The 24,678-nt window shown below is 71.8% G+C and carries 20 protein-coding genes; 9 read left to right on the plus strand and 11 right to left on the minus strand.

The window, feature by feature from the left end:
• Positions 1–14: 14 nt before the first annotated feature.
• The gene (locus tag L3Q67_RS34155; RefSeq protein WP_499185532.1) at positions 15–797 is read left to right on the plus strand and encodes a PI-PLC domain-containing protein; all 783 of its coding nucleotides are present in this window, start codon (positions 15–17) and stop codon (positions 795–797) included.
• Complete coding sequence (locus L3Q67_RS34160; protein ID WP_499185533.1) at positions 782–922, plus strand: hypothetical protein; 141 nt, start codon at positions 782–784, stop codon at positions 920–922. Before L3Q67_RS34155 ends, L3Q67_RS34160 begins: the two co-directional genes overlap by 16 nt.
• 88 nt (positions 923–1,010) lie before the next feature.
• On the opposite strand, the gene L3Q67_RS34165 is transcribed toward L3Q67_RS34160, so the two are convergent.
• Complete coding sequence (locus tag L3Q67_RS34165) at positions 1,011–1,643, minus strand: transglycosylase family protein (protein ID WP_499191714.1); 633 nt, start codon at positions 1,641–1,643, stop codon at positions 1,011–1,013.
• Positions 1,644–1,854: 211 nt separating this feature from the next.
• Between L3Q67_RS34165 and L3Q67_RS34170 the strand changes: the two genes are divergently transcribed.
• From L3Q67_RS34170 to L3Q67_RS34185, 4 genes are all read left to right on the plus strand, one after another.
• The gene (locus tag L3Q67_RS34170; RefSeq protein WP_499185534.1) at positions 1,855–3,279 is read left to right on the plus strand and encodes an MFS transporter; all 1,425 of its coding nucleotides are present in this window, start codon (positions 1,855–1,857) and stop codon (positions 3,277–3,279) included.
• Positions 3,280–3,429: 150 nt separating this feature from the next.
• Positions 3,430–4,071, plus strand: a complete 642-nt coding sequence (locus L3Q67_RS34175) for a thymidine kinase (RefSeq protein WP_499191715.1) — start codon at positions 3,430–3,432, stop codon at positions 4,069–4,071.
• A 225-nt stretch (positions 4,072–4,296) separates the two neighbouring features.
• Positions 4,297–4,644: an RNA polymerase-binding protein RbpA gene (locus L3Q67_RS34180; RefSeq protein ID WP_113691811.1), complete on the plus strand. Its 348-nt coding sequence runs from the start codon at positions 4,297–4,299 to the stop codon at positions 4,642–4,644.
• Positions 4,645–4,784: 140 nt separating this feature from the next.
• Positions 4,785–5,405 carry a carbonic anhydrase gene (locus tag L3Q67_RS34185; protein ID WP_499185535.1) on the plus strand — a complete coding sequence of 207 codons (621 nt, stop codon included), beginning with the start codon at positions 4,785–4,787 and terminating at the stop codon, positions 5,403–5,405.
• Between the two features lie 383 nt (positions 5,406–5,788).
• Here L3Q67_RS34185 and L3Q67_RS34190 read toward each other — a convergent pair whose 3' ends face one another.
• From L3Q67_RS34190 to L3Q67_RS34200, 3 genes are read right to left on the minus strand one after another with little or no spacing between them, the layout of a single operon-like run.
• A complete protein-coding gene (locus L3Q67_RS34190) occupies positions 5,789–6,562 on the minus strand; it encodes a polyprenol monophosphomannose synthase (RefSeq protein WP_499185536.1) in 774 nt (257 codons plus the stop codon).
• A gap of 3 nt (positions 6,563–6,565) precedes the next feature.
• On the minus strand, positions 6,566–8,152 hold the full coding sequence (gene lnt, locus L3Q67_RS34195) for an apolipoprotein N-acyltransferase (protein ID WP_499185537.1): 1,587 nt from the start codon (positions 8,150–8,152) through the stop codon (positions 6,566–6,568).
• Positions 8,153–8,156: 4 nt separating this feature from the next.
• The gene (locus L3Q67_RS34200; protein WP_499185538.1) at positions 8,157–9,761 is read right to left on the minus strand and encodes an amidohydrolase; all 1,605 of its coding nucleotides are present in this window, start codon (positions 9,759–9,761) and stop codon (positions 8,157–8,159) included.
• 132 nt (positions 9,762–9,893) lie between these two features.
• Here L3Q67_RS34200 and L3Q67_RS34205 point away from each other — a divergent pair, with 132 nt between their 5' ends.
• Positions 9,894–11,294: a KamA family radical SAM protein gene (locus L3Q67_RS34205; protein ID WP_499185539.1), complete on the plus strand. Its 1,401-nt coding sequence runs from the start codon at positions 9,894–9,896 to the stop codon at positions 11,292–11,294.
• 79 nt (positions 11,295–11,373) lie between these two features.
• On the opposite strand, the gene L3Q67_RS34210 is transcribed toward L3Q67_RS34205, so the two are convergent.
• The 5 genes from L3Q67_RS34210 to L3Q67_RS34230 form a co-directional block, all read right to left on the minus strand.
• The gene (locus L3Q67_RS34210) at positions 11,374–11,829 is read right to left on the minus strand and encodes a hypothetical protein (RefSeq protein WP_499185540.1); all 456 of its coding nucleotides are present in this window, start codon (positions 11,827–11,829) and stop codon (positions 11,374–11,376) included.
• A gap of 104 nt (positions 11,830–11,933) precedes the next feature.
• Positions 11,934–13,127: an RNA polymerase sigma factor gene (locus L3Q67_RS34215; protein WP_499185541.1), complete on the minus strand. Its 1,194-nt coding sequence runs from the start codon at positions 13,125–13,127 to the stop codon at positions 11,934–11,936.
• Between the two features lie 6 nt (positions 13,128–13,133).
• A complete protein-coding gene (locus L3Q67_RS34220; protein ID WP_499185542.1) occupies positions 13,134–13,487 on the minus strand; it encodes a YciI family protein in 354 nt (117 codons plus the stop codon).
• A 107-nt stretch (positions 13,488–13,594) separates the two neighbouring features.
• Positions 13,595–13,891, minus strand: coding sequence for a hypothetical protein (locus L3Q67_RS34225; protein ID WP_499185543.1), 297 nt, complete (start codon positions 13,889–13,891; stop codon positions 13,595–13,597).
• A 41-nt stretch (positions 13,892–13,932) separates the two neighbouring features.
• Positions 13,933–14,436, minus strand: a complete 504-nt coding sequence (locus L3Q67_RS34230) for a nucleoside 2-deoxyribosyltransferase domain-containing protein (RefSeq protein ID WP_499185544.1) — start codon at positions 14,434–14,436, stop codon at positions 13,933–13,935.
• 150 nt (positions 14,437–14,586) lie between these two features.
• Between L3Q67_RS34230 and L3Q67_RS34235 the strand changes: the two genes are divergently transcribed.
• Entirely contained in the window at positions 14,587–15,156 is a 570-nt protein-coding gene (locus tag L3Q67_RS34235) for a ClpP family protease (protein ID WP_499185545.1), read from the plus strand.
• A gap of 27 nt (positions 15,157–15,183) precedes the next feature.
• On the opposite strand, the gene L3Q67_RS34240 is transcribed toward L3Q67_RS34235, so the two are convergent.
• Both L3Q67_RS34240 and L3Q67_RS34245 read right to left on the minus strand, forming a co-directional pair.
• The gene (locus L3Q67_RS34240; RefSeq protein WP_499185546.1) at positions 15,184–16,782 is read right to left on the minus strand and encodes an MFS transporter; all 1,599 of its coding nucleotides are present in this window, start codon (positions 16,780–16,782) and stop codon (positions 15,184–15,186) included.
• Between the two features lie 31 nt (positions 16,783–16,813).
• Positions 16,814–17,266 carry a MarR family winged helix-turn-helix transcriptional regulator gene (locus tag L3Q67_RS34245; RefSeq protein WP_499185547.1) on the minus strand — a complete coding sequence of 151 codons (453 nt, stop codon included), beginning with the start codon at positions 17,264–17,266 and terminating at the stop codon, positions 16,814–16,816.
• A 111-nt stretch (positions 17,267–17,377) separates the two neighbouring features.
• Between L3Q67_RS34245 and L3Q67_RS34250 the strand changes: the two genes are divergently transcribed.
• On the plus strand, positions 17,378–24,646 hold the full coding sequence (locus L3Q67_RS34250; protein ID WP_499185548.1) for a type I polyketide synthase: 7,269 nt from the start codon (positions 17,378–17,380) through the stop codon (positions 24,644–24,646).
• Positions 24,647–24,678: the final 32 nt, after the last annotated feature.

The raw sequence follows: 24,678 nt of genomic DNA on the forward strand, positions 1-24,678 counted from the left end.
GGCAGACTGTGCTGGTGGAGACCAGTCACCCGTACCTCGCCGAGCCGCTCCCCCGTGCCCTCGCCCACCGCGGGTGGCACTTGGACGAGCTGGCCGACATGGAGAATTCGCTGTCGGCGTTCCGGCGGGCGGTGGCCGAGGGTTACCGGTACGTGGAGACCGATGTGCACGCGACTTCGGACGGGGTGGCGGTGGCGCAGCACGACGCGGCGCTGGATCGGACGACGGATCGTTCGGGGCTGGTCGCTTCGCTGCCGTGGGCGCAGGTGAAGCAGGCGAAGATCGGTGGCCGTGAGGGGGTCTCGCGGCTGGAGGACGTGCTGGAGGAGTTGCCGGAGACGCGGTTCAACGTCGATCTGAAGACCGACGCGGTGGTGGAGCCGTTCGTGCGGGTGCTTCAGCGGATGGACGCGTTCGACCGGGTGGCCGCGGCGTCCTTCTCGGACGCGCGGCTGGCCAGGGTGCGGCGGCTGGCGGGGCCGCGGTTGCTGACGGCGCTGGGGCCGCGGTCGGCGGGGGTGTTGTGGGCGAACGGCTGGCTGCCGTTCCTGCGGCTGGGGTTCCTGAGCCGGGGTGCGATGGCGCAGGTGCCGGTGCGGCAGGGGCGGTTGACGGTGGTGGACCGCTCGTTCGTGCGGGCGGCGGGGTATGCCGGGGTCGAGGTGCACTGCTGGACCATCGACGACGCCGAGGAGATGCGGGCGTTGCTGGACCTCGGGGTGAAGGGGCTGGTGACCGACCGGCCCGATGTGCTGCGTGAGGTGCTGGTCGACCGTGGCGTGTGGGAACCGGCTTAGAGGACTTTGCGGAGTCGTTCGGCGAAGTCGGCGGGGTGGGTGGTCAGGCCGACGTGCCCGCCGGGGAAGTGCTCGAGTCCGGTGCCGAGGTGCTCGGCCAGGTGGTAGGTCAGCTCGCCGAGTGAGCGGAGGCGATCAGGGCTTCCCTGCCAGCCAGTCCGGCCATGGCTTCGGCGATGCGGATGGTCTTCTCGTCGGCCGCGAGCAGGGCGGTCAGCGTGGTGGCTTGCCTTCCCAGGCGGCGTCCCAGGTCTTCGGGCCGAGCAGGCCGGAGTCCTTGATGCCGTTGGCGCGCTGGAGGTCGAGCACGGCCTGCTTGGTCTTGTCGAGGTAGCAGCCGGTGCCGGTGAAGCCGTAGCCGAAGTTGTTCATCCGCAGCTGGAAGGTCTTCAGCGGCTCGGCGCAGTCGCCGTAGTCGTAGACCACGCCCGGCCACGGCGGTTTGACGTTGGGGTCGGGCGCGGGTGGCGGGGTGCCGGAGCCGCCCATGTAGGCGGATTCGGCGTAGGTGGGCTTGCGCTTGCTCTTGGCGTCGGCGTCGGCCTTGAGCCCGAGCTTGGTGGCGCACTCCCACGGCTGCCAGCCGCGCATGCGGTAGAGGTAGAGCGCGCGGTAGTCCTGTTCGGCGGGGGCGGCCTGGTCGGGGCGGCCCGCTCCCCCGACGCTGCGCCAGGTGGGCAGGTCGAACTGGTAGGCGCCGTAGTAGCCGTTGCCGGTGTTGGTCTCGTAGCGGTCGCCGGACTCGCACATGCGCAGCTTGGCCCAGGAGTTCGCGGGCGGGTCGGCGGCGGCGGACGGGCTCAGTGCCGGCTGCAACGCGAGCACCGCGGCGACGAGCACGGCCATCCGGCGAATCGGTCTGCCCATGCGCTGAACAGTAGGTATCGACGCTGCGTAACCACAAGCGTCACAGCCGGAACACCAGCCACTCGTGCACCCATCGGGTTACCCCGTCGCGATCCGGACACATTCCCCGGATCCCGCCCGCGCCCGGTGACGGGAGGCCATAGCCTGCCCGCGAAACGACCCCTTCGCACGCCTGGAGTCCCCGCAAGCCATGAGCACGACCTCCCCGGACACCACGCCGGCCGATCCGGTCCGCGACCGGCGCCGCGAGCAGCGCGGCTGGTACTTCTACGACTGGGCCAACTCGGCTTTCTACACCACGGTGATGGCGGTGTTCGGCTCGATCTACATGAGCTCGGTGGCCGCCGCCGACGCCAGGACCGACCTCACGCGCAACGGCCCGACGCCGTGCGTGGACGCGGGCGGAGCCGAGTCGACGCTGGTCAACTGCGACATCAGCCTGCTGGGGCTGACCTTCCCGGCGGGTTCGCTGTGGGGTTACCTGCTGTCGGTGGCCACGGTGGTCCAGGTGGTGGTGCTGCCGGTCAGCGGCGCGATCGCCGACCGCAGCCAGTACAAGAAGCGGTTCCTGGCCGGGTTCGCCTTCCTCGGCGCGGTGTCCTCGGCGCTGCTGTTCTTCATGGCGGGCACGAACTGGCAGATCGGGATCTTGTTCTTCATCCTGGCCAACATCGGCTACGGCGCCTCGATCGCGATCTACTACTCGTTCCTGCCGGGCATCGCCACCCCCGACGAGCGGGACGCGGTCTCGACCAAGGGCTGGGCGTTCGGCTACCTCGGTGGCGGGGTGGCGCTGGGCCTGCAGCTGGCGTTCTACCTCAACCACGAGGCGCTGGGCGTCGAGGAGCCGATGGCGGTGCGGATCTGCTTCCTCACCACGGGCCTGTGGTGGGCGGTGTTCACGCTGATCCCGATGTTGTGGCTGCGGGAGACCCCGCCGGCGCACCGCGAGCCGGACGGCCGGTCGGTGCTCACCGCGGGCTTCGCCGAGCTGCGGCACACCTTCCGCTCGGCCAAGGCGTTCCCGCTGACGCTGGCGTTCCTGGGCAGCTACCTGATCTACACCGACGGCATCTCCACGGTGGTGACGATCTCGGCGCAGTACGGCAAGGAGGAGCTCAAGCACCCGACCGAGGTGCTGATCGTGACGATCCTGGTGATCCAGTTCGTGGCGTACTTCGGCGGCATGGCGCACGGGCTGCTGGCGCGGCGGATCGGGGCGAAGAAGACGATCATCGTCAGCCTCGCCGCGTGGATCGTGGTGCTGGGCGGGGCGTACTTCGTCCAGGCCGGGCAGGCGGTGCAGTTCTACCTGGTCGCGGTGGGGATCGGGCTGGTGCTGGGTGGGACGAACGCGTTGTCGCGCTCGTTGTTCAGCCAGATGATTCCGGCGGGCAAGGAGGCCCAGTACTACGCGCTGTACGAGGTCGGCGAGCGCGGCACCTCGTGGCTGGGCCCGCTCGTGTTCGCCGCGGTCGGCCAGGCGACCGGGTCGTTCCGGCTCGGTGTGCTGGCTCTGGTGGCGTTCTTCGTGGTCGGGATCGTGCTCGTGGCGCTGATCCCGGTGCGCCGGGCGATCGCGGCGGCGGGAAACCGCGAGCCCGCGATCGTGTGAACGAGCCGACCGATAGGGTCGAATTTTGTGACTGTGCCATCAACGCCCGTGCCGGCGCCCGACCCGACCGACGCTCTCTCGTCGGTGCCGGTGGCCGGGTTCCGGCGGAACACCCCGGCCGCGGGGAAGCTGAAGTTCTGCTACGGCCCGATGGACTGCGGCAAGTCCACCCTGGCCCTGCAGATCGACCACAACCACGCGCGGCAGGGCAGGCGCGGACTGCTGCTGGTGCGCCACGACCGCTCCGGGGCGCCGCAGATCTCCAGCCGCATCGGGATCACCCGGCGGGCGGTGGAGGTGGGTGAGCGGACCGATCTGCGGTTACTGGTGCGGGATCAGTGGGTACAGGGACAGCACGTGGACTACCTCATCGTCGATGAGGCCCAGTTCCTGTCGCCGGAACAGGTCGAACAGCTCGCCGAGCTGGCCGACGACGCGCAGCTGGACGTCTACTGCTTCGGGATCGCCACGGATTTCCGGAGCCTGCTGTTCCCAGGTGCCCGGCGGCTGTTCGAACTGGCCGACGAGCTGCAGCCGGTCCAGGTGGAGGTGTTGTGCTGGTGCGGGCTGCCGGGCCGGTTCAACGCCAGGGTGGCCGACGGGGAGGTGCTGCGTGCCGGGGACACCGTGTTCGTCGCGGATACCGATCAGCCGAAAGTTGAAAATTCACCCTCGGCACACGATCATCCCGACGCGATCACTGTGCGTTACCAAGTATTGTGCCGCCGCCACTTCCGGCACGGGGAACTGGGCCCGCGTGCCGGTGAGCACGGCCAGCTACGGCTGACCTGAATGGCACCAACCTAGCCCAATCGGGGGATATCCCCAGAAAGAAGGCCGAATGCGCGTCACATCGGCGCGCCGGCCGACTCCCTTGAGAGTAAGCCGTTGACGACGGGTGACCCACCTCATCGTGAGCGACGACATGCCAGTCCGGGAATCCTGCGGACCGGTCCGTCGTTGCATAGGGTGAGCATCGCCCAGGCTCCACCCGGAGCCGACTGAAAGGACCCCATCATGGCCGATCGTGTACTCCGAGGAAGCCGGCTGGGAGCCGTCAGCTACGAGACCGACCGGAACCACGACCTGGCGCCGCGGCGCGCGGTGCGTTACTCGTGTCCGAAGGGGCACGAGTTCGAGGTTCCGTTCTCCGACGACGCCGAGATCCCCTCGGTGTGGGAGTGCCGTCTGCACGGCAGCGAATCCGAGATCGTCGACGGCGGACAGCCCGAGCAGAAGCAGGTCAAGCCCCCGCGCACGCACTGGGACATGCTCTTGGAGCGCCGGTCCATCCCGGAGCTGGAGGACCTGCTCAACGAGCGGCTCGAAGAGCTGAAGGGACGGCGGACCACCCGTTCGGCCTGATCCCCCGCCGGTCTCCGGACCTCCCCACCACCGAAAGCCCCCGTGTCCTCCCGCCACGGGGGCTTTTCGCTGCGCTCGTGTGGGTGAGGTCACCGCGTCCTGACCTGAGGGAGGGCACCGGTTGGGGAAGAATTCCGCGCATGACCGAGAACGCCCTGAGCCCCGACGAAGCCTTGGCCATGCTGCTCGACGGAAACCGCCGGTTCGTCGACGGGACGCGTGAACACCCCCACCAGGACGCGGACTACCGGACCGCGATCGCACCGGCGCAGCACCCGTTCGCGGTGCTGTTCGGCTGCTCCGACTCGCGGCTGGCCGCGGAGATCATCTTCGACCGCGGCCTGGGTGACCTGTTCGTGGTGCGCACCGCGGGACACGTGCTCGGGCCGGAGGTGCTGGGCAGCATCGAATACGGCGTCGAGGTGCTGGGCGCGCCGCTGGTCGCGGTGCTCGGGCACGACTCGTGCGGGGCGATCGCGGCCGCGCAGCAGGCGATGGACTCCGGCTCGCGCCCCACGGGCTTCACCCGTGATGTGGTGGAGCGGGTGATGCTGAGCGTGCTGGCCGCGCGGGACGGTCTCACCGACGGCGACACGGCCGTCGAGGAGCACACCCGCTACACGGTGGACCTGCTGGTGGACCGCTCGCACGCGATCGCCAAGCGGGTGGCCGACGGCTCCTGCGCGGTGGTGGGCCTGACTTACCGGCTCGGCGAAGGCAGCGCTCGCGTCATCGCCAGTAAGGGTTTGAAGACGGACTGAGTCCGCCCCGGTTTTTGATTGTGACTATGGCGAAGACCCCGATGTCAAGGCGGGAAAGATGCCTTGACATCGGGGTCTTCGCCGTGTTTTTGGCTGGGGACCGGGGCGGGGTGGGGGGTCTGGGCGGGTGTCCTGGTGAGGTGCCCGGCCGCTGGTCGCGTTGGTGGTGGCGGATGCCGTGAAAGCCACATTCACGGCACTGCCCGGGGTCCCAGGGGGCCGCGAGTGTGGGGCTCGGGTGCGCGAGTGTGGGGTTCGGCTGCCTGAGTGCGGGACACGCCGGGATGCGGCGACGGCCGGGCGAGTCCCACGTTCCTGCAGCCGAACCCCACGTTCAGGTAGCCGAACCCCACGTTCAGGTAGCTGAACCCCGCATTCAGAGGTCAGGCGCGGCGGCGGCTGAAGAGGCCCCGTAGTTGCTGCCAGCGGTGCTTGACGCCCCAGATGCCCACGCGCAGGATCGCCTCGAACACGATCGAGCTGCTCATCTTCGAGTCGCCGATTTCGCGTTCGGTGAAGGTGATGGGTACCTCGACCACTTCGAAGCCCTGCTCGGCGGTGCGCCACGCCAGGTCGATCTGGAAGCAGTACCCGGCCGAGGCGATCTCGTCGAGCGGGAGCTTCTGCAGCACCTCGCGGCGGTAGGCGCGGAACCCGGCGGTGATGTCCTTGATGCCCGCGCCCAGGCAGATCCCGGCGTAGACGTTGGCCAGCTTCGAGAGCAGCTGGCGCCGGAACGGCCAGTTCACCACGTGGCCGCCGGGCACGTACCGCGAGCCGAGCACCAGGTCGGCCTCGCCCAGGGCCTCGAGCACGCGCGGGAGGTCTTCCGGGGCGTGCGAGCCGTCGGCGTCCATCTCCACGATGGTGTTGTAGTCGCGCTCCAGGCCCCAGCCGAAGCCCGCGACGTAGGCCGCGCCCAGCCCGGCCTTCTCCGTGCGGTGCAGCACCCGCACCCGCTCGTCCTTCTCGGCCAGCTCGTCGGCCAGCTCACCGGTGCCGTCCGGGCTGCCGTCGTCGACGACCAGCGCGTGTACCCCGGGCAGGGCCGTGTGCAACCGGGTCAGGAGCGGTGCCAGGTTCTCCCGTTCGTTGTAGGTCGGGATCACCACCAGCACCGGTTCGATCGGCTGTGCCCCCCGTGGCGCCTGCGCCATCCGCTAGTCCTCCGTGTTTCCGCTTGTCCCGGCGTCGGCACGCCGGGTCCGTAGCCGGACGATGCCGCCGGCCAGCACCCCTGCCACCGCCAGCCCGGTCACCCCGGTGTCCGGCCACGCTCCGAGTTGATCCGACAGCGTAGTCTGCCGCCGCAGCGGCACGCGCTCGACCAACGAGGCCGCGGTGAACAGGCTGGTCGAGCGCGTAACGCCACCGTCGGGTCCGACGATAGCGCTCACCCCGCTGGTGGCCGGCACCACGACCGCCCGGCCGTGTTCCACCGCACGCAACCGCGACATCGCCAGCTGCTGGTAGCTCATCTCGCTGAACCCGTACCAGGCGTTGTTGGTCGGGGTGAACAGCACTTCGGCACCGGCGAGCACCGCTTCGCGCGCCGGGTGGTCGAAGGCGACCTCGTAGCAGATGGTGGTGCCGAAGATCAGGCCGCGGCTGTGCAGCGCGGGTGGTTCGCCCGTGCCGGGCAGCATGTCGCCGGTGTCGTCGACGAACGGGGTGACCAGCCGGGCGAGGTCGCGGGCGGGCACGTACTCGCCGAAGGGCACCAGCTGCTGCTTGGAGTACCGCTCCCCCGGCCCGGTCTCCGGGTCCCACACGATCATCGAGTTCTGGGCGTCGCCGCCGGCGGTGCGGTAGACCGCGCCGACGAGCATCGGCACGCCGAACTCGCGGGCGAGCCGGTCGAGTTCGGGGTCGCGGCGGCCTTCGACGACGTCGGTGGCGGTCTCCGGCCACACCACCACGTCGGGCTTGGGCACGCGTCCGGCGCGGATGTCGGCGAGCAGGCGTTCGCTCTGCAGCAGGTGGTTCTCCCGCAGCTCGCGGCGGCGGCCCTGCAGCGCCAGCCCGACGTTCGGCGCGTTGCCCTGCACGATCGCGACGGTCACCGAGCCCTGCTGGGCGTCCGTGCCGATGGACGGCCACACCGCGAGCCCGGCCACCAGCGGCAGTACCGCGGCCAGCACGGCGGTCACCACCAGCCCGCGGCTCCGGGCGCGGATCAGCGCGGCGAGACCGAACCCGGTCAGCACCACCGCGAAGCCCACCAGTGGTGCGCCGCCGATCGACGCGAGCGACAGGTAGGCGCCTTCGGGCTGGGTGAAGGCCACCCGGCCCCAGGCGAACCCGCCCATCGGCCACACCGACCGCGGCAGCTCGATCGCGATGACCACCAGCGCCATCCACACCGGCGCGCCGGGCAGTCGCGCCACCCAGGTGTTCAGCCCCCCGCACACGCCGATGAACGCGGCCAGCACCGCGGAGACCCCCAGCCACGGGTACACGCCGAAGTCGTCGCCGAGGAAGTCGTTGAGCCAGGTGAACAGCGGGACGAACCAGCCGAGGCCGAACACGAAGCCGTAGCCGAACCCGCCCCAGAACCGGCGGCCGTGCGCGATGAGCGCCCAGCCGGCGAAGGCCAGGGGCGCCAGCCACCACAGCGGCCGGGGCGCGAAGCTGAGGTAGAGCAGCACCCCGGAGGCGGCCGCGCCCAGCAGGCGCAGCAACCAGGGCCGCCACGCGCGGCGTGCCCGGCCCGGGACCGGCTCGGCGGCGGTCGCTGTCACGGTCATGACCTTAGGCACCGGAGGTGAAGTCGTCGTGGATGATCCGTCCCGCGCGGACGGTCCGCAGGCAGCGCGGCAGTGCCGCCCCGGGGTCCAGCGGCGGCAGTGACGGCACGCCGGAGCGCGGATCGGTGGACCAGCGCTGCACCCGGGAGTCGGCGGCCGGGGCGACGAGTTCACCGGCCGCCCAGAACGCGTAGTGCGCGGGCGCGCCGGGCTGCAGCGTGCCGCTGACGCCGTCGTTGACCCCGGCGGCCCGGTGCCCGCCGCGGGTGTGGGCGTTGAAGGCGGCCCTGGCCGAGAGCCCGGAGCCCGGCGTCCGGTGGTGCACGGCCGCGCGGACCGCCGCCCACGGGTCGACCGCGGTGACCGGGCAGTCCGAGCCGAACGCCAGCGGCACGCCCTTGGCGGCGAGCATCGAGAACGGGTTGAGCGCGGCGGCCCGCTCACCGAGGCGGCGGGAGTACATGCCGTGCTCGCCACCCCAGCACGCGTCGAACAGCGGCTGGACCGACGCGGCGATGCCCCAGCCCGCCAGTGCCTCGGCCTGCTCGGCGGTGACCATCTCGAGGTGTTCGAGGCGGTGCCTGCGCCCGCTCAGCGCGCGCCTGCCCACCTCCTGCTCGGCCAGTTCGAACCCGCGCACCACCTCGGCCGCCGCGGCGTCGCCGATGACGTGGAAACCTGCCTGCAGCCCGGCTTCGGTGGCCGCGACCAGGTGGGCGGCGATGCTCGCGGCGTCCTGGTAGAGCGAGCCGCGGCCGGGGTCGTCGGCGTAGGGCTCGTGCAGGGCGGCGGTGTGCGAACCCAGCGCGCCGTCGACGAACAGGTCACCGGCCAGCCCGCGGGCGCCGACGCGGCGGGCGACCTCGACCGCGCCGGGTTCGCCCCAGTAGCCGACGACCTCGGGCAGTCCGGGCTCGGCCGAGAGCGCGAGCAGGTCGGCGAGGTCCTGTTCGCCGGAGATGTCCGGGCCCGCGCATTCGTGGACGCTGACGATGCCGCGGGCCGCGGCGGTGCGCAGGAACGCCTCCTGCGCGCGGCGGCGCTGCTCGCCGGTGATGTGCTCGCGCATGGCCTGGCGGGCGTGGTGGTGCGCGGCGCGGGTCAGCGGCCCGGCGCCGGACCAGCCGTCGGCTTCCTTCGCCGCGGGCACCAGGTCGATCAGCGCGGTGGAGACCAGCGCGGAGTGCACGTCGACGCGGCTGAGGTAGACCGGAGCGCCCCCGGCGGCTTCGTCCAGCTCGGCCCGGCTCGGCAGGCGCGGGTTCGTCCAGTCCGATTCGTCCCAGCCGTGCGCGATGAGGACCTCACCGGGCCGGACGGCGCCGCGGATCGCGGCGAGCAGCTCGCCGGCGTCGTGCACCGCGCTCAGGTCGAGGCCGTCGAGGTGCAGGCCGGTGGCGGTGCTGTGCACGTGCGCGTCGACGAAGGCGGGGGCGACGAAGGCGCCGTCGAGCCGGACGAGTTCGGCGTCCGGGTGCAGTGCCCGGCCGGGGCCGTCCTGGCCCACCCAGACCACGGTGCCGTCGGTGACCGCCATCGCGGTGGCGTCGGGTGAGCCCGGTGTGTGGATCCGTCCGCCGAGCAGGAGCGTCGTGCTGCTTTCCGTCACGGACCCAGAGTCTGCCCGGTGCGCCGACCAGGCGAACACCCAGGGAACCACCCAGCGCGCGACAGGATATTTTACGTTTGATTGAGCATATGACAGGATAATTTAACGTGTTTCCGACGACGAGGAGTACAAGTGACTGCGACCCAGGAACCTGTGGCCCCCGCCGATGCAGCTGACGCCGCTGTCGAGCAGCCCTACGCCTACGCCCGCGAGGAGCTGGTCGAGCCCGACTGGCGGCGCTTCCCCGGCTGGCGGGACGTGACCGATGCCGAGTGGCGCGATCCGCAGTGGCAGCGGGTCAAGTGCGTGCGCAACGTCAAGCAGCTGCGCCTGCTGATGGGCGACCTGCTCGAAGACCGCTTCTACGAGGACCTGCTCGCCGACCAGCGCGAGATGGCCACCATGTCGATGCTGCTGCCACCGCAGATGCTCAACACCATGGCGCCGCACGCCGGGGTCGACCCGGCGAAGTTCACCGAGGCCTTCTACGCCGACCCGATCCGGCGCTACATGCTCCCGGTGCGCAGCGACCGGCACCCGGTGTGGCCCTCGCACCCGCATTCGGAACGCGACTCCCTGCACGAGGCGGAGATGTGGGTGGTCGAGGGCCTGACCCACCGCTACCCCACCAAGGTCCTCGCCGAGCTGCTGTCCACCTGCCCTCAGTACTGCGGGCACTGCACCCGGATGGACCTCGTCGGCAACTCCACCGAGCTGATCGACAAGCACAAGCTCACGCTCAAGCCGGTCGACCGGCAGGACGCGATGATCGGCTACCTCAAGCGCACCCCGGGCGTGCGGGACGTGGTGGTCTCCGGTGGTGACGTGGCCAACGTGCCGTGGCACCAGCTCGAGTCGTTCCTGATGCGGTTGCTCGACATCGAGACCGTGCGCGACGTGCGGCTGGCCACCAAGGCGCTGGCCGCGCTGCCCCAGCACTGGCTCGCGCCCAAGGTGGTCGAAGGCCTGCAGCGGGTCGCGCTCACCGCGCAGCGGCGCGGGGTCAACCTGGCGATCCACACCCACGTCAACCACGCGCAGTCGGTGACCCCGCTGGTCGCCGAGGCCGCCCGGACCGCGCTGGACGTCGGCGTGCGGGACGTGCGCAACCAGGGCGTGCTCATGCGGGGTGTCAACGCCACCCCCGCGCAGCTGCTCGACCTGTGCTTCGCGTTGCAGGGCGAGGCGAACATCCTGCCGTACTACTTCTACATGTGCGACATGATCCCCAACGCCGAGCACTGGCGGGTCTCGGTCGCCGAGGCGCAGGAGCTGCAGCACGCGATCATGGGTTATCTCCCCGGTTACGCGACCCCGCGCATCGTCTGCGACGTGCCCTACGTCGGGAAGCGCTGGGTGCACCAGCTCGCGGACTACGACCGCGAGAAGGGCATCTCGTACTGGACCAAGAACTACCGCACCGGCATCGAACTCACCGACGCCGAGGCCCTGCGGCGGCGCTACCCCTACTACGACCCGATCGACACCCTGCCCGAAGCCGGCCGTCGCTGGTGGACCGAGCAGCACGCCTGACCCCGGACTCTCGCGATACCGGGCATACGCAACGGGCGGCTTCCGTGGGGAAGCCGCCCGTTGCGTGTTTTCGGTCCGCTCAGGCGCGAATGGTGATGCAGGCGTAGTCGCCGTTGTACGGCCTGCCCGCGGCGGTCGACACGCCCACGCACAGCAGGGAGTTGGGCTTGAAGAAGCCGTTGCCGGGACCGAAGTACCAGTCGACGTACGGCGCGGGGCCGCAGCCGGCGCGCTGCTCGTTCTCCCAGTGCCTGCCGCCGGTGTCGACACCGAACAGCTTGAAGGTGATGTCGCAGTAGATCATCGGCGGCCCGGTGAACACGCCCTGCGCGCGGTCCACGTGGCTGCCCACCCCGGCCACGTTGATGCACAGCTCGTGCGCGAGAAGCGGTCCGCTGGTGAACGCGCACCCGCGCGAGTCCAGCGTGCCGACGTCGGTCGCCGAAGCGGTGGTCGCTCCGGTCAGGGACATGGCCGCCGCGGCCGCGAGCGCGCCCAGTGCGGCGCCGAGCTTGCGTAGCGTTCCGGCTCTCATGGGACCTCCAGGAATGGGTTGGTTCGTTGAAGGTAGAACCACCGGGCGGTTAATTGCCCACCATTCATCGACGCGTGAAAGGCACTACCAGCACCGGAGTCCGGTCAGTCGCCCGGGATCAGGCTCGCTCGCCGCGCTCGCAGGAAGGCCCGTTCGGTGTCGTTGGTGGCCAGGCCGAGCGCCTCGTCGTAGGCGGTGACGGCCTCAGCGGTGCGGCCGAGGCGGGTGAGCAGGTCCGCGCGGGTGGCGGGCAGCAGGTGGTAGCCCGGCAGGTCCAGCTCCTCGATGGTGGCCAGCGCCAGCGCCGGGCCGTGCACCTCGGCGACGGCGACCGCGCGGTTGAGCACCACGATCGGGTTCGGGGCGTGTTCCAGCAGCTGGTCGTAGAGCGCCAGCACCTGCGCCCAGTCGGTCGCCCGGCCGTCGGTGTGCACGGCGTTGATCGCGGCCTGCAGCTGATACGGCCCCGGCTGGTCGCGGCGCAGGCACCACCGCACCAGCTCGTGGCCCTCGGTGATGAGTTCCCGGTTCCACAGTGACCGGTCCTGTTGGGCGAGCACCACCAGCTCACCGGCAGGTCCCACGCGCGCCGGGCGCCGGGCCTCGGTGAGCAGGAGCAGCGCCAGCAGCCCGATGACCTCCGGCTCGTCGGGCATCAGCTCGGCGAGCGCTCTGGCGAGCCGGACGGCTTCGGCGCACAGGTCCGTTCGCAGCAGCTCACCCGACGTGGAGGTGTAGCCCTCGTTGAACACCAGGTAGAGCACGGTGAGCACCGAGCCCAGCCGGTCGGGCAGTTCCGCGGCTTCGGGCACCCGGTAGGGGATGCCGGCGTCGCGGATCTTCTTCTTGGCGCGGACGATCCGCTGGGAGATCGTCGCTTCCGGCACCAGGTAGGCCCGCGCGATCTCCGGCACCTCCAGCCCGCCGAGCAGCCGCAGGGTGAGTGCGGTCCGCGCGAGCGGCGAGAGCGCCGGGTGGCAGCAGGTGAAGATCATGCGGAGCTGGTCGTCGCGCACCGGCCCGGCCTCCTCCGGTTCGGCGGGCTGGTGCAGCAGCAGGGCTTGCGCGTGGCGGGCTTCGCGGGTGGATTCCCGGCGCAGGCGGTCGATGGCCCGGTTGCGGGCGGTGGTGACGATCCACGCGCCGGGATTGGCGGGCGGCGCCTCGGCCCACTTGCCGACGGCCACCGCGAACGCGTCCTGGACGGCTTCCTCCGCGAGCCCGATGTCACCGAGGAGGCGGGTCAGCGTGGCCACGCACCGGCCGTACTCCGCCCGGTAGACGCTGTCGAGATCCATGCGGGCTCAGTCTTCCGCCCCGTCGTCGAACGGGCGCACCTCGATCGGGCGCCCGCACGCCAGCGCGCCCTTGTCCGCCCAGGCCAGCGCCTGGTCGAGGTCCTCGCACTGGATCACCCAGAACCCGCCGAGCTGCTCCTTGGTCTCGGCGAACGGGCCGTCGGTCATCGTGGTCGTGCCGCCGCCGGGGCGGACGACCGTGGTGGCGTGCGAAGGCCGCAGACCGCCGGAGAACACCCAAGCACCGGCGGCCCGCATCTCGTCGGTGACCTGGCCCGTCCGGGCCATCTGCGCCCGCGTCTCCTCTTCGGTCTCCGGCACGCTCTCGTCGATCTGGACGGCGAGCAGGTACTGCTTCATGGCGAACTCCCTCGAACGGCGGTCCTGACCTCGCAACGAAGGGACCAGCCGCCATTCGACACCACCGCGGGAGGAAAATCTCGCGGATCTCGAGAGTCCTCGGGTGCTCAGCAGGTGAATTCGCGCTCCGGGGGGTTCAGGTTGCGCCACGGCGTGTCCGGGCTGGTGACCTGGATGTGGTAGCGGCCGATCCAGACCAGGCCGCCGTTCGGGGTGTACCGGTAGAGGAAGCGGTATTCGAAGGTGAACGGCCCGGAGGTCCGCTGGAACCGCCCGGTGGGGCAGTTCTGCCCGTCCAGGCTCGGGGGGATGAGATCCGCTCGGGGACCGCGTACGTCCGCGGCGGCGGTTCCGGTCAGCAGGGCGAGCGCGGTGATGACCACCAGCAGTAATTTTCTCAGCACGCCGGGAAGTTATCGGCTCCGCGCACCCGGCACGCCACATTTCACGGCTCGGTGAAAGCGCCCGGCTCGCTCGTCTTGCGGTCCACCAGTTCGAGCGCGGTTTCCACGGTGTCTTCCAGGGTTTCGCACACCGGGACGCCGTAGTGCCGGGCCAGGTGGATCAGGTACTTGTTCCGCCGCGGGTCGGGGCAGTCGGGTGGGCAGCCGAGCACGACCCGGCCGCCGGCGACGTCGTGGCCGAATTCGACGTTCGTGGTGAACCCGGGCAGCGCGCGCAGGTCGCGGGGGATCCAGAAGAGGATGACCGTGGCCATCGCCCTGGCGGTGGTCTCCCAGGCGAACTGGTCGTCGTAGTCCTCCGCGAGCACGCCGCCCCGGGATTCCGGGGTGAGCACGGTCAGCGGCCCGGTCCGCAGGCGGTCGATGACCTCGAGCGCGGCGGGCCGCCAGGACGGGACCGGCCGGTCGCTGCGCGGGGTCGGCCCCGCGAGGAACAGCGTCGGGCCCGAGGCGGGCAGGGGTTCGCGTGCCCAGACGAGTTTCATGCGGCGGCCAGCGCCCGCGGTTGCCGAGACCCCATGTCCATGATCGGCATGCTACGCCCACGGCGAACCGAGGCGGGAAATTGCGTTCCCTTCGCTAGCCTGACCGCACAGTCGAAAACACAGTGAAAAACACGGGAAAGGCGGAAATTGGTGCGCAACGAGCTGAACAGCGGTGTGCCGCTGACCGATTCGGTACAGGAACGACTCCTGGATTCCCGGATCGTGGTGCTCGGCTCGGAGGTGGCCGAGGAGTCGGCCAACCGGATCACCGCGCAGCTCCTGCTGCTGGCCGCGGCGGACGACTCCGACATCACCCTCTACATCAACTCCCCCGGCGGCTCGATCCCGGCGGGGTTCGCCATCTACGACACGATGCAGTTGATACCACCGGATGTGCGCACCATCGCGATGGGGCTGGCCGCATCGATGGGCCAGTTCCTGCTGTGCGCGGGCGCGCCGGGCAAGCGGTACGCGCTGCCGCACGCGGCGGTGATGATGCACCAGCCTTCCTCGGGCATCCGCGGCACCGCCTCCGATATCGCGATCCAGGCGGAAATGTCGGGGAAGTGGAAACGGGAAATAGCCGAAATCACCGCCGAGCGCACCGGGCAGCCGGTGGAAAAGGTGCTCGCCGACGGCGAACGCGATCATTGGCTGACCGCGGCGGAAGCGAAGGAATACGGAATGGTCGACCACGTGCTCACACGTGAACAGGGGTGAGCCACCCGGGGTGGCCCACCCCTGGGGTCAGCGCGCGGCGACCTGTTCGGCCGGGGCGTCCTCCCCGGCGGCCCGCTCCAGGCCGGTGCTGGTCTGCAGCGGGATTTCCTTGATGGCCACGATCGCCACCAGGGTGATCAGCGACAGCGCGCCGGCGATCAGGAAGATCAGCGCGGTCCCGTCCCCGTAGGCGGCGCGGACGATGTCCCCGATCACCGGGGGCAGTTCGTTCAGGCTGCCGATGCCGACCTCACCCGAGCCCGGCGGCACGGCGATGCCCGCCGCGCCGAGTCCGTCGGTGGTCCGCTGGGACACCTGCGAGGCGAGCACCGCGCCCAGCACCGAGACCCCGACCGTGCCGCCCAGCGACCGGAAGAAGGCCACGGTGGAACTGGCCGCGCCCAGGTCGGTGACCGCGACGGTGTTCTGCACCGCCAGCACCAGGTTCTGCATGGTCATGCCCATCCCGGTGCCCAGCACGAACAGGAACACCCCGAGCAGCACCATGTCCGTGGTGTGGTCGATGGTGCCGAGCAGGCCGAACCCGCCGGTCATGGCGATGGCACCGGCCACCAGGAAACCCTTCCAGCGGCCGTACTTGGTGATCAGCAGGCCGGAGGCGGTGGAGGAGACCATCGAGCCGATGATCATCGGCAGGGTCAGCAGCCCGGCCGCGGTCGGGGAGTACCCGCGGGCGATCTGGAAGTACTGGCCGAGGAACACCGCGCCGCCGAACAGCGCCGTGCCGACCGCGATGCTGGCCACGGTCGCCAGCGCGGTGGTGCGCTCCCGGAACAGGCGCAGCGGGATGATCGGCTCCTTCGCGCGGCTTTCCACCAGCACCGCCAGTGCCAGCAGCACCACTCCGAGCGCGACCAGCAGCAGCGAGGTGCCCGAGCCCCAGCCGAAGCTGTTGCCCGCCAGCGTCACCCAGATCAGCAGGGTGGACACCCCGCCGGCGATCAGGCCGGCGCCGAGGTAGTCGACCTTGATCGGGCGCTTGACCACCGGCAGGTTCAGCGTGCGCTGCACGACCACCAGCGAGATCACCGCGAGCGGCACGCAGACGTAGAAGCACCAGCGCCAGCCCAGCCACGAGGTGTCCACGATGAGCCCGCCGAGCAGCGGGCCCGCCACCGTGGCCACCGACATCACCACCGAGATCGGGCCGGTGTAGCGGCCGCGTTCACGCGGGCTGATCATCGCCGCGATCACGATCACCACCAGCGACTGCAGCCCGCCAAGGCCCAGGCCCTGCACCGCGCGCCAGGCGATCAGCGTCTCCAGCGACTGCGCCAGCCCGGCCAGCACCGAACCGGCCGCGAACACCGCGATCGCCAACTGCACCAGCAGCTTCTTGCTGACCAGGTCGGCCAGCTTGCCCCAGATCGGGGTGCTGGCGGTGGAGGTGAGCAGCGTCGCGGTGATCACCCAGGTGTACTGGCTCTGCGAGCCGTGCAGGTCACGGATGATCGTGGGCAGCGCGTTCGACACGATGGTCGAGCTCAGGAACGCGGTGAACATCGCCAGCAGCAACCCGGACAGTGCTTCCAGGACCTGGCGGTGGGCCATGCGCCCGCTCTCCTCGGCGGAGACGGGCGCGGCTGAAGACGTGGGCGAAGCCACTGGGTGTTTCTCCTTGATGCGTGAAGGGATTTCAGGGGGCGACGAGGGCGCGGACGGCGCGGACGTCGGTGGTGAGCCGTCGCAGGCCGCCGATGAGGGCTTCGGCGTCCTCCTCGGCCCAGTCCGCGAGCGCGGTGGCCACCAGTTGCGCCCACCGCTCCTGGTGGGCGCACAGGTAGCGGGCGCCGTCGCCGGTGACGGCGAGCAGCCCGGCGCGCCCGTCGTCCGGGTCGGGGCGGCGGCGCACCAGCCCGGCGCGTTCCAGCGGGGTGACCTGCCTGCTGATCACCGACGGGTCCACGTCGAGCCGTTCGGCGATGCGCCCGAGCCGCTGCTCCCCTTCGCGGTGCAGCAGCGACAGCAGGGCCACGGCGCCGGGCGGCAGCTGTTCGTGCAGGTAGGCGTGCTGCTGCACGGCCTTGCCCGAGCGGATGACCGCACGCAGGGCGTCCACCAGCTCGGCTGCGGTCGCCGCTGTGATCACGTTCGCCTCCGGAATGCTTGCTCGATACAACCTTACGATACTTGCTTAGGTAAAGCAAATTTCCGGTACGAGTAAGTTGGTCCCAGCTGAGGCCTCGCAGGGGGACGACACATGGCGCAGGGCACGCGGATCCGGTCGATCGCCGGGACGCTGCGGGACAACGCCGGCCGGCTCGCGGGCAAGATCGCCTACCGCGACGCCCGCCGGTCGATCGGCCACGCCGAACTCGCCGAGCGCACCGGGCACCTCGCCGGGCACCTCGCCGGGCTCGGTGTCGGCCGGGGCACGCGCGTCGCGCTGCTGCTGGGCAACTCGATCGAGGCCGTCGAAGGGCTGCTGGCGATCACCCGGGCGGCCGCGATCGGTGTGCCGCTCAACCCGCGCGGCTCCGACTCCGAGGTAGAGTTCCAGTTGCGTGACTGCGCACCGGTGCTGATCATCACCGACGCCGCGCACGAACCGCAGGTCCGCCGGGTCACCGACCGGCCGGTGCTGGTCACCGGGGCCGCCTTCGAGGAACTGGCCACCACCCCTCCCCCGGAACCACCCCGCGACGATCTCCCGCTCGACGCCCCGGCGTGGATCCTCTACACCTCGGGCACTTCCGGCGAACCGCGCGGCGTGGTCTCCAGCCAGCGTTCGGTGCTGTGGAACATCGAGGCCTGCTACGAATCGGTGCTCGGGTTCGGCGAGCACGACACCCTGCTGTGGCCGCTGCCGCTGCACCACGCCTTCGCGCACACCTTCTGCGTGATCGGAGTGGCCGTGGTCGGCGCGAGCGCCCGCATCCTGCCCGGGTTCACCGCCGAGGAGACCCTCGGCGCGTTGCGCGAGGGCGGGTTCACCGCGCTCGGGGGCGTGCCCGCGACCTACCGCCAGCTCGTGGCCGCCACCGACGGCACCGTGCGCGGCCCGCGGGTCTGCATCACCGCGGGCGCGCCGAGCAGCCTGGAGCTGCGCGACGCCTTCGCCGAGGCCTTCGGCACCCCGCTGCTCGACGGGTACGGCAGCACCGAGGCCTCCGGCAAGATCACCATGGCCGCACCGGGTGATCCGCGGTCGGCGGGCAGCGCGCTGGTCCCCGGGCAGGAGGCCCGCATCGTCGATCCCGACACCGGCGAGACCCTGCCCGCCGGCGCCGAGGGCGAGGTGTGGTTCCGCGGTCCGAGCCTGATGCTGGGCTACCACGGCGTTCCGCCGCTGGAGCCGGGTGACTGGTACCGCACCGGGGATCTGGGCCGGTTCGTCGAGCACGGGCACCTGGAGATCACCGGGCGGCTCAGCGAGCTGATCATCCGCGGGGGCGAGAAGATCCACCCGGCCGAGGTCGAGCGGGTGCTGGCCGCGCTGCCGGAGGTCGCCGACGTGGCGGTGGCCGGGCGGTCGCACGAGGTGCTCGGCGAGGTGCCGGTCGCCTACGTGGTCGCCGAGCCGTTCGAACCGGACCGGCTGCGGGCCGCCTGCCGCCGCGAACTGGCCGCGATCAAGGTCCCGGCGGAGTTCCACCGGATCGACCACGTGCCGCGCACCGGCTCGGGCAAGATCCTGCGCCACCAGCTCGGCTCGGCCGCCCCCGACCTGCTCGACCTGGTCCTGCGGGAGACCGCGGCCGCGGCCGGGCTGACCGAGCACGACGTGCTGTCCCCGGACCGGCCGTTCTCCGAACTCGGCATCACCTCGCTCAGCGCGGTCGACCTGCGCACCCGGCTCAGCGAACGCACCGGCCTGCCGCTGCCCGCCACGCTCGTGTTCGAGTTCCCGACGCCCGCGCGACTGGCGCGGCACCTGCGTGAAGCCGAACCGGCCCAGCGGCCGCCGGTCACCGCCGAGGCCGCCGAGCCGATCGCGATCATCGGCATGGCCTGCCGCTACCCCGGCGGGGTGCGCTCGCCGGAGGACCTGTGGCGCCTGCTCGCCGGCGAGGTCGACGCCACCTCCGACTTCCCGGACGATCGCGGCTGGGACCTGGCCGGGCTCTTCGACGACGATCCCGACCGGACCGGGCACTCCTACGCCCGCCGCGGCGGGTTCCTGCACGACGCCGCCGAGTTCGACCCGGCGCCGTTCGGCATCTCACCACGCGAGGCGCTGGCGATGGACCCACAGCAGCGGCTGCTGCTGGAGACGGCGCTGGAGGCGTTCGAACGGGCCGGGATCGACCCCGCTTCGCTGCGCGAGAGCGACACCGGTGTGTTCGCGGGCCTGATGTACGACGACTACGCCGCCCGCATCCGGCACGTGCCCGGTGAACTGGAAGCGCAGCTGGGCCTGGGTTCGGCGGGCAGCGTGGCCTCCGGGCGGATCGCCTACACCTTCGGCCTGCGCGGCCCGGCGATCACCATCGACACCGCGTGCTCGTCGTCGCTGGTGGCGCTGCACTGGGCGGCGGCGGCGCTGCGGGCCGGGGACTGCTCGCTGGCGCTGGCCGGCGGGGCCGCGGTGATGTGCACGCCGAACTCGTTCATCGGGTTCAGCCGCAGCCGCGGGCTGGCCCCGGACGGCCGGTGCAAGCCGTTCTCCGCCGACGCCGACGGCACCGCCTGGGGTGAGGGGGTCGGGCTGCTGGCGCTGGAGCGGCTGTCCGACGCCCGCCGCCACGGGCACCCGGTGCTGGCCGTGCTGCGGGGTTCGGCGGTCAACTCCGACGGCGCGTCGAACGGGCTCACCGCGCCCAGCGGCGCCGCGCAGCAGCGGGTGATCCAGCGCGCGCTGGCCGCCGCCGGGCTGCAGCCGTCCGATGTGGACGCCGTGGAGGCACACGGCACCGGCACCACGCTCGGCGACCCGATCGAAGCCAGGGCGCTGATCGCCGCCTACACCGCGGACCGCCCCGCCGACCGGCCGCTGCAACTCGGCTCGATCAAGGCCAACCTGGGGCACACGCAGGCCGCGGCCGGGGTCGCCGGGGTGATCAAGATGATCGAGGCGATGCGTCACGGCGTGCTGCCGAAGACCCTGCACGTGGGCACGCCCACCTCGCACGTGGACTGGTCGGCCGGGGTCGAGATCGCCGACAGCGCCCGACCGTGGCCCGACACCGGCAGACCGAGGCGGGCGGGGGTGTCCTCGTTCGGGATCAGCGGCACCAACGCGCACGTCATCCTCGAACAGGCACCGGCGCCCGGCCGCGAGCCGGCCGGGACCCCCGCCGGACTGCCGTGGTTGCTTTCCAGCGCGACCGATGTGCGCGCCCAGGCCGCGAAACTCGCCGACGCCGTCACGGAACTGCCTGCCACCGAAGTGGGGCGCGCGCTCGCCCGCCGGCCCGTGTTCAGCCATCGGGCCGCGGTGCTGGATCCCGAAGCCCTGACCTCCCTCGCCGCGGGGGAGCCCGATCCGCGGGTGATCACCGGCACCGCCGCCGCCCGGGGCCGGCTGGCGTTCCTGTTCAGCGGCCAGGGCGCGCAGCGCCTCGGCATGGGCGAGGAGCTGCGCGCGTTCCCGGTGTTCGCGACCGCCTTCGACCACGTCTGCCGGTTCCTCGACCCGCTGCTCGAGCACCCGCTGCGATCGGTGATCACCGGGACCGACCGGGCGCTGCTCGACCGGACCGATTTCGCGCAGGCCGCGTTGTTCGCCTTCGAGGTCGCGCTGTACCGGCTGCTGGAGTCGTGGGGCATGCGCCCGGACCACCTGGCCGGGCATTCCATCGGGGAGCTGGCCGCGGCGCACGTGGCCGGGGTGCTGTCCATCCGGGACGCCGCTGAGCTCGTCGCCGCGCGCGGGTCGCTGATGCGTGATCTGCCGCCGGGCGGGGCGATGGTGGCGATCGAGGCCGGTGAACGCGAGGTGCTGGCGAGCCTGGCCGGGCTCGAGGACCGGCTCGCCGTCGCCGCGGTGAACGGGCCCCGGTCGGTGGTCGTGTCCGGCACGGAGGCCGAAGTGCTCGCGCTGGCCGCGGATTTCGCCGCCAGGGGCAGGCGCACCACCCGGCTCGAGGTCAGCCACGCCTTCCACTCCCCGCTGCTCGAACCCATGCTGGGCAAGTTCCGCGCGGTCGCCGAAGGACTGTCCTATCGCGACCCGGTGCTCCCGGTGGTGTCCGGGCTGACCGGCCGGATCGCCGACCCCGGCCTGCTGAGCGGCCCCGACTACTGGGTGCGTCACGCCCGCCGCGCGGTCCGGTTCGCCGATTCGATGCGCACGCTCTCGGACGCGGGCGTCACGCTGTTCGCCGAACTGGGCCCGTCCTCGGTGCTCACCGCGCCCGCGCAGGAAACCAGCGACGGGGTGTTCGCGCCGATGTCGCCCTCGGTGCCCGCGGCGGTGGCCTGCCTGTGGGTGCACGGCGCCGAACTGGACCGGGCGGCGATGTTCGCCGGCACCCCGGTCGCCGACCTGCCCACCTACGCCTACCAGCGCTCGCGGTTCTGGCTCGACGACTCCGGCGAGGACCCGATGCTCTCGGCCGGGCGCCCGATCGCGGGCACCGGGAAGACGCTGTTCACCGGCACGCTGTCGGTGCGGACGCACCCGTGGCTGGCCGACCACCGCATCTCCGGCACGCTGGTGGTGCCCGCGGCGGCACTGGTGGAGATGGCGCTGCAGGCCGCCGACGCCACACTGGCGGAGTTCCTGCTGCGCACCCCGATGGCCCTGCCGGAAACCGGGGAACTGACTGTGCAGGTGCTGCTCGAGGAGACCGGGCAGTTGTCCCTGCACGCCCGGCACGGCGACACCGCGCCCTGGGTGCTGCACGCCACCGGCCGCGTGGCCACCCAGGACGAGCCGCCCGCCACCGACGACTGGCCCGAGTTCGAGTCCGATTTCGACGGGGTCGACATCGCCGAGGCCTACGCCGCGCTCGCCACGCGCGGCTACGACTACGGCCCGGCGTTCCAGGGCGTGCGGTCCATCCACCGCGACGGGGACACCGTCTACGCCGAGGTCCGGGTGCCCGAACCCGGCCGCTTCGCCCTGCACCCGGCGCTGCTCGACGCGGTCGTGCACGCGAAACTGCTCGCCGGTGGCGCGCACGGCCCGATCCAGCTGCCCTTCGCCTGGACCGGGGTCCGCCTCTACGCCACCGGCGCGACGGCCGTGCGGGCCCGGCTCACCCCGGCCGGGCGCGACGCGTTCGCCGTGGCCATCGACGACCACCACGGCAACCCGGTGGCCCGCATCGACTCGCTGGTGACCCGGCCGCTGCCGCCGAACGCGCTGCCCTCGGCCGACGCCGACAGCGCGTTGCTGCGGCCGGTCTGGCAGAGCATCCCGCGTGGCCCGGCCCAGCGCGAGTTCGACGTCCGGGCGCTCACCGACCCGGCCGCGCACGTGGTGGACCGGGCGCATGCGCTGACCACGCGCACGCTGGGCTGGCTGCACGAATCGCTCGACGGGGAGCGGCCGCTCGTGCTGGTCGCCGAAAGCGGTGACCCGGCCACGGCCGCGGCCTGCGGGCTGGTCCGGGTGGCGCAGAACGAGCACCCCGGCCGGTTCGTGCTCGTCGACGGCGACCCGGACCAGCGCGACCTGATCGCCGCCGCGGTGGCCAGCGGCGAGCCGGAAGTGTCCATCCGGGACGGTCAGCTGCGGGTGCCGCGGCTGACCGTGGCCCCGCCGCCGGAGCACCGGCACGCCTTCGACCCCGACGCCACCGTGCTGATCACCGGGGGCACGGGCGCGCTCGGCGGGCTGCTGGCCCGGCACCTGCTGGCCCACCACGGTGTGCGGCGGCTCGTGCTGACCAGCCGCCGCGGCCCGGACGCCCCAGGTGCCGCCGAACTGGCCGGGCTGGGCGCGGAGGTCGTCGCCTGCGATGTCAGCGACCGCGAGGACCTCGCCCGGCTGCTGGCGGAGATCGGGCCGGTGGGCGCGGTCGTGCACGCCGCCGGGGTGCTCGACGACGGCATCCTGACCGCGCTGACGCCCGCCCGGCTCGGCGCCGTCCTGCGGTCCAAAGCGGACAGTGCGTGGTGGCTGCACGAACTCGCCGGTGACGCGGCGACGTTCGTGTTGTTCTCCTCGGCCGCCGGGGTGCTGGGCAACGCCGGGCAGGGCAACTACGCCGCCGCCAACGCCTTCCTCGACGGCCTCGCCCGCCACCGGCGCACCCTCGGCCTGCCCGCACTGTCACTGGCCTGGGGCCAGTGGCACACCGAGCACGGCATGTCCGCGCAGGCCGGTGCGCCATCCATCGTGGCGCCGATCCAGGCCGAGCACGGGCTGGCGTTGTTCGACGCCGCGCTCGCCGGTGACGAACCGGTGCTGGCGCCGGTCCTGCTCGACCAGAGCGCGCTGCGGCCGGGACAGCCGGTCCCGCCGAGGCTGCGTGGCCTGCTGCGGCCGGTGCGCGCGGTCGCCGCCGCCCCGGCCGGTGCCCCGGCACGGCGCCGGGACCGCAGCACCCTCGAACTGGTGCTCCAGGCCATCGCGGACGTGCTCGGGCACCGCGACACCGCCGCCATCGAGCCGGACAAGGCGTTCTCCGGGCTGGGTTTCGACTCGCTGACCGCGGTGGAACTGCGCAACCGGCTGGCCGCGCTGCTCGACGTGCACCTGTCCGCCACCGTGGTGTTCGACCACCCGACACCCGCCGCGCTCGCCGAGCACCTCGCCACCCAACTGGGCACGCCACCACCCGCCCCGGCCGCGGGAACACTGGCGTCGCTGTACCGGCGGGTGTGCGAATCGGGTCAGGTGGTGGCCGCGATGCACATGCTGTTCAGCGCGTCCTTCGCCTCACCGAGTTTCGGTGTGGCCGACCGGGGCGAGCACCGCACCACCCCCGCGACCCTGGCTCGCGGTGACCGGGCGCCCGCGCTGATCTGCCTGCCCTCGTTCAGCCCCGGCCCGGCCGAGTACACCCGGCTGGCGACGTCGTTCGAGGGCGAGCGCGATGTCCACGTGCTGCCGCACCCCGGTTTCGCCGCGGGCACCTCGGTTCCGGCCGAGCGGGAGGCCGTGGTCCGGCTGCACGCGGACGCCGTGCTGGCGCTGGCCGGGGACCGGCCTTTCGTGCTGGCGGGCCGGTCGACCGGCGGAACCGTGGCCCACGCCGTGGCCACCTCGCTGGAAGCGGCGGGCAGGCCGCCGCGCGGGATCGTCCTGATCGACACCTACCACGTCACCCCGGAAAACCAGAACGAAGACTGGCTGCTGCGCCTGCCCGCTCACGGCGCCCTCACCCTCGGCGAAGCCTTCGACACCATCCCGGATCCGGTGATCGCCGCGATGGGTGCCTACACCCGCCTCTTCTGCGACTGGAACCCGGAGCGGACCGCAGTGCCCACGCTGCTCTTGCGCGCCACCGAAGCCGCGGCGGAACAGGACTGGCCCCTGCCGCACGACTGCCTCCGCGTCCCCGGCGACCACTTCACCGTGCTGGACGAGCACACCGCCACCACCGTCGACGCCATCCGCACCTGGGAAGCCCGCTGACCCCCGCCGTCCGGGGACCCGAACAGGGGTTT

It is taken from the genome of Saccharothrix sp. AJ9571 (assembly GCF_021725495.1).
Classification (GTDB): Bacteria; Actinomycetota; Actinomycetes; order Mycobacteriales; family Pseudonocardiaceae; genus Amycolatopsis; species Amycolatopsis magusensis.

What these genes read in the sequence shown, in the direction of transcription:
- L3Q67_RS34165 (WP_499191714.1), bottom strand. Translation starts at nt 1,643, where the DNA reads ATGGCCGTGCTCGTCGCCGCGGTGCTCGCGTTGCAGCCGGCACTGAGC.
- L3Q67_RS34170 (WP_499185534.1), top strand. Translation starts at nt 1,855, where the DNA reads ATGAGCACGACCTCCCCGGACACCACGCCGGCCGATCCGGTCCGCGAC.
- L3Q67_RS34175 (WP_499191715.1), top strand. Translation starts at nt 3,430, where the DNA reads ATGGACTGCGGCAAGTCCACCCTGGCCCTGCAGATCGACCACAACCAC.
- L3Q67_RS34180 (WP_113691811.1), top strand. Translation starts at nt 4,297, where the DNA reads ATGGCCGATCGTGTACTCCGAGGAAGCCGGCTGGGAGCCGTCAGCTAC.
- L3Q67_RS34185 (WP_499185535.1), top strand. Translation starts at nt 4,785, where the DNA reads ATGACCGAGAACGCCCTGAGCCCCGACGAAGCCTTGGCCATGCTGCTC.
- L3Q67_RS34190 (WP_499185536.1), bottom strand. Translation starts at nt 6,562, where the DNA reads ATGGCGCAGGCGCCACGGGGGGCACAGCCGATCGAACCGGTGCTGGTG.
- lnt (WP_499185537.1), bottom strand. Translation starts at nt 8,152, where the DNA reads ATGACCGTGACAGCGACCGCCGCCGAGCCGGTCCCGGGCCGGGCACGC.
- L3Q67_RS34210 (WP_499185540.1), bottom strand. Translation starts at nt 11,829, where the DNA reads ATGAGAGCCGGAACGCTACGCAAGCTCGGCGCCGCACTGGGCGCGCTC.
- L3Q67_RS34215 (WP_499185541.1), bottom strand. Translation starts at nt 13,127, where the DNA reads ATGGATCTCGACAGCGTCTACCGGGCGGAGTACGGCCGGTGCGTGGCC.
- L3Q67_RS34220 (WP_499185542.1), bottom strand. Translation starts at nt 13,487, where the DNA reads ATGAAGCAGTACCTGCTCGCCGTCCAGATCGACGAGAGCGTGCCGGAG.
- L3Q67_RS34230 (WP_499185544.1), bottom strand. Translation starts at nt 14,436, where the DNA reads ATGAAACTCGTCTGGGCACGCGAACCCCTGCCCGCCTCGGGCCCGACG.
- L3Q67_RS34250 (WP_499185548.1), top strand. Translation starts at nt 17,378, where the DNA reads ATGGCGCAGGGCACGCGGATCCGGTCGATCGCCGGGACGCTGCGGGAC.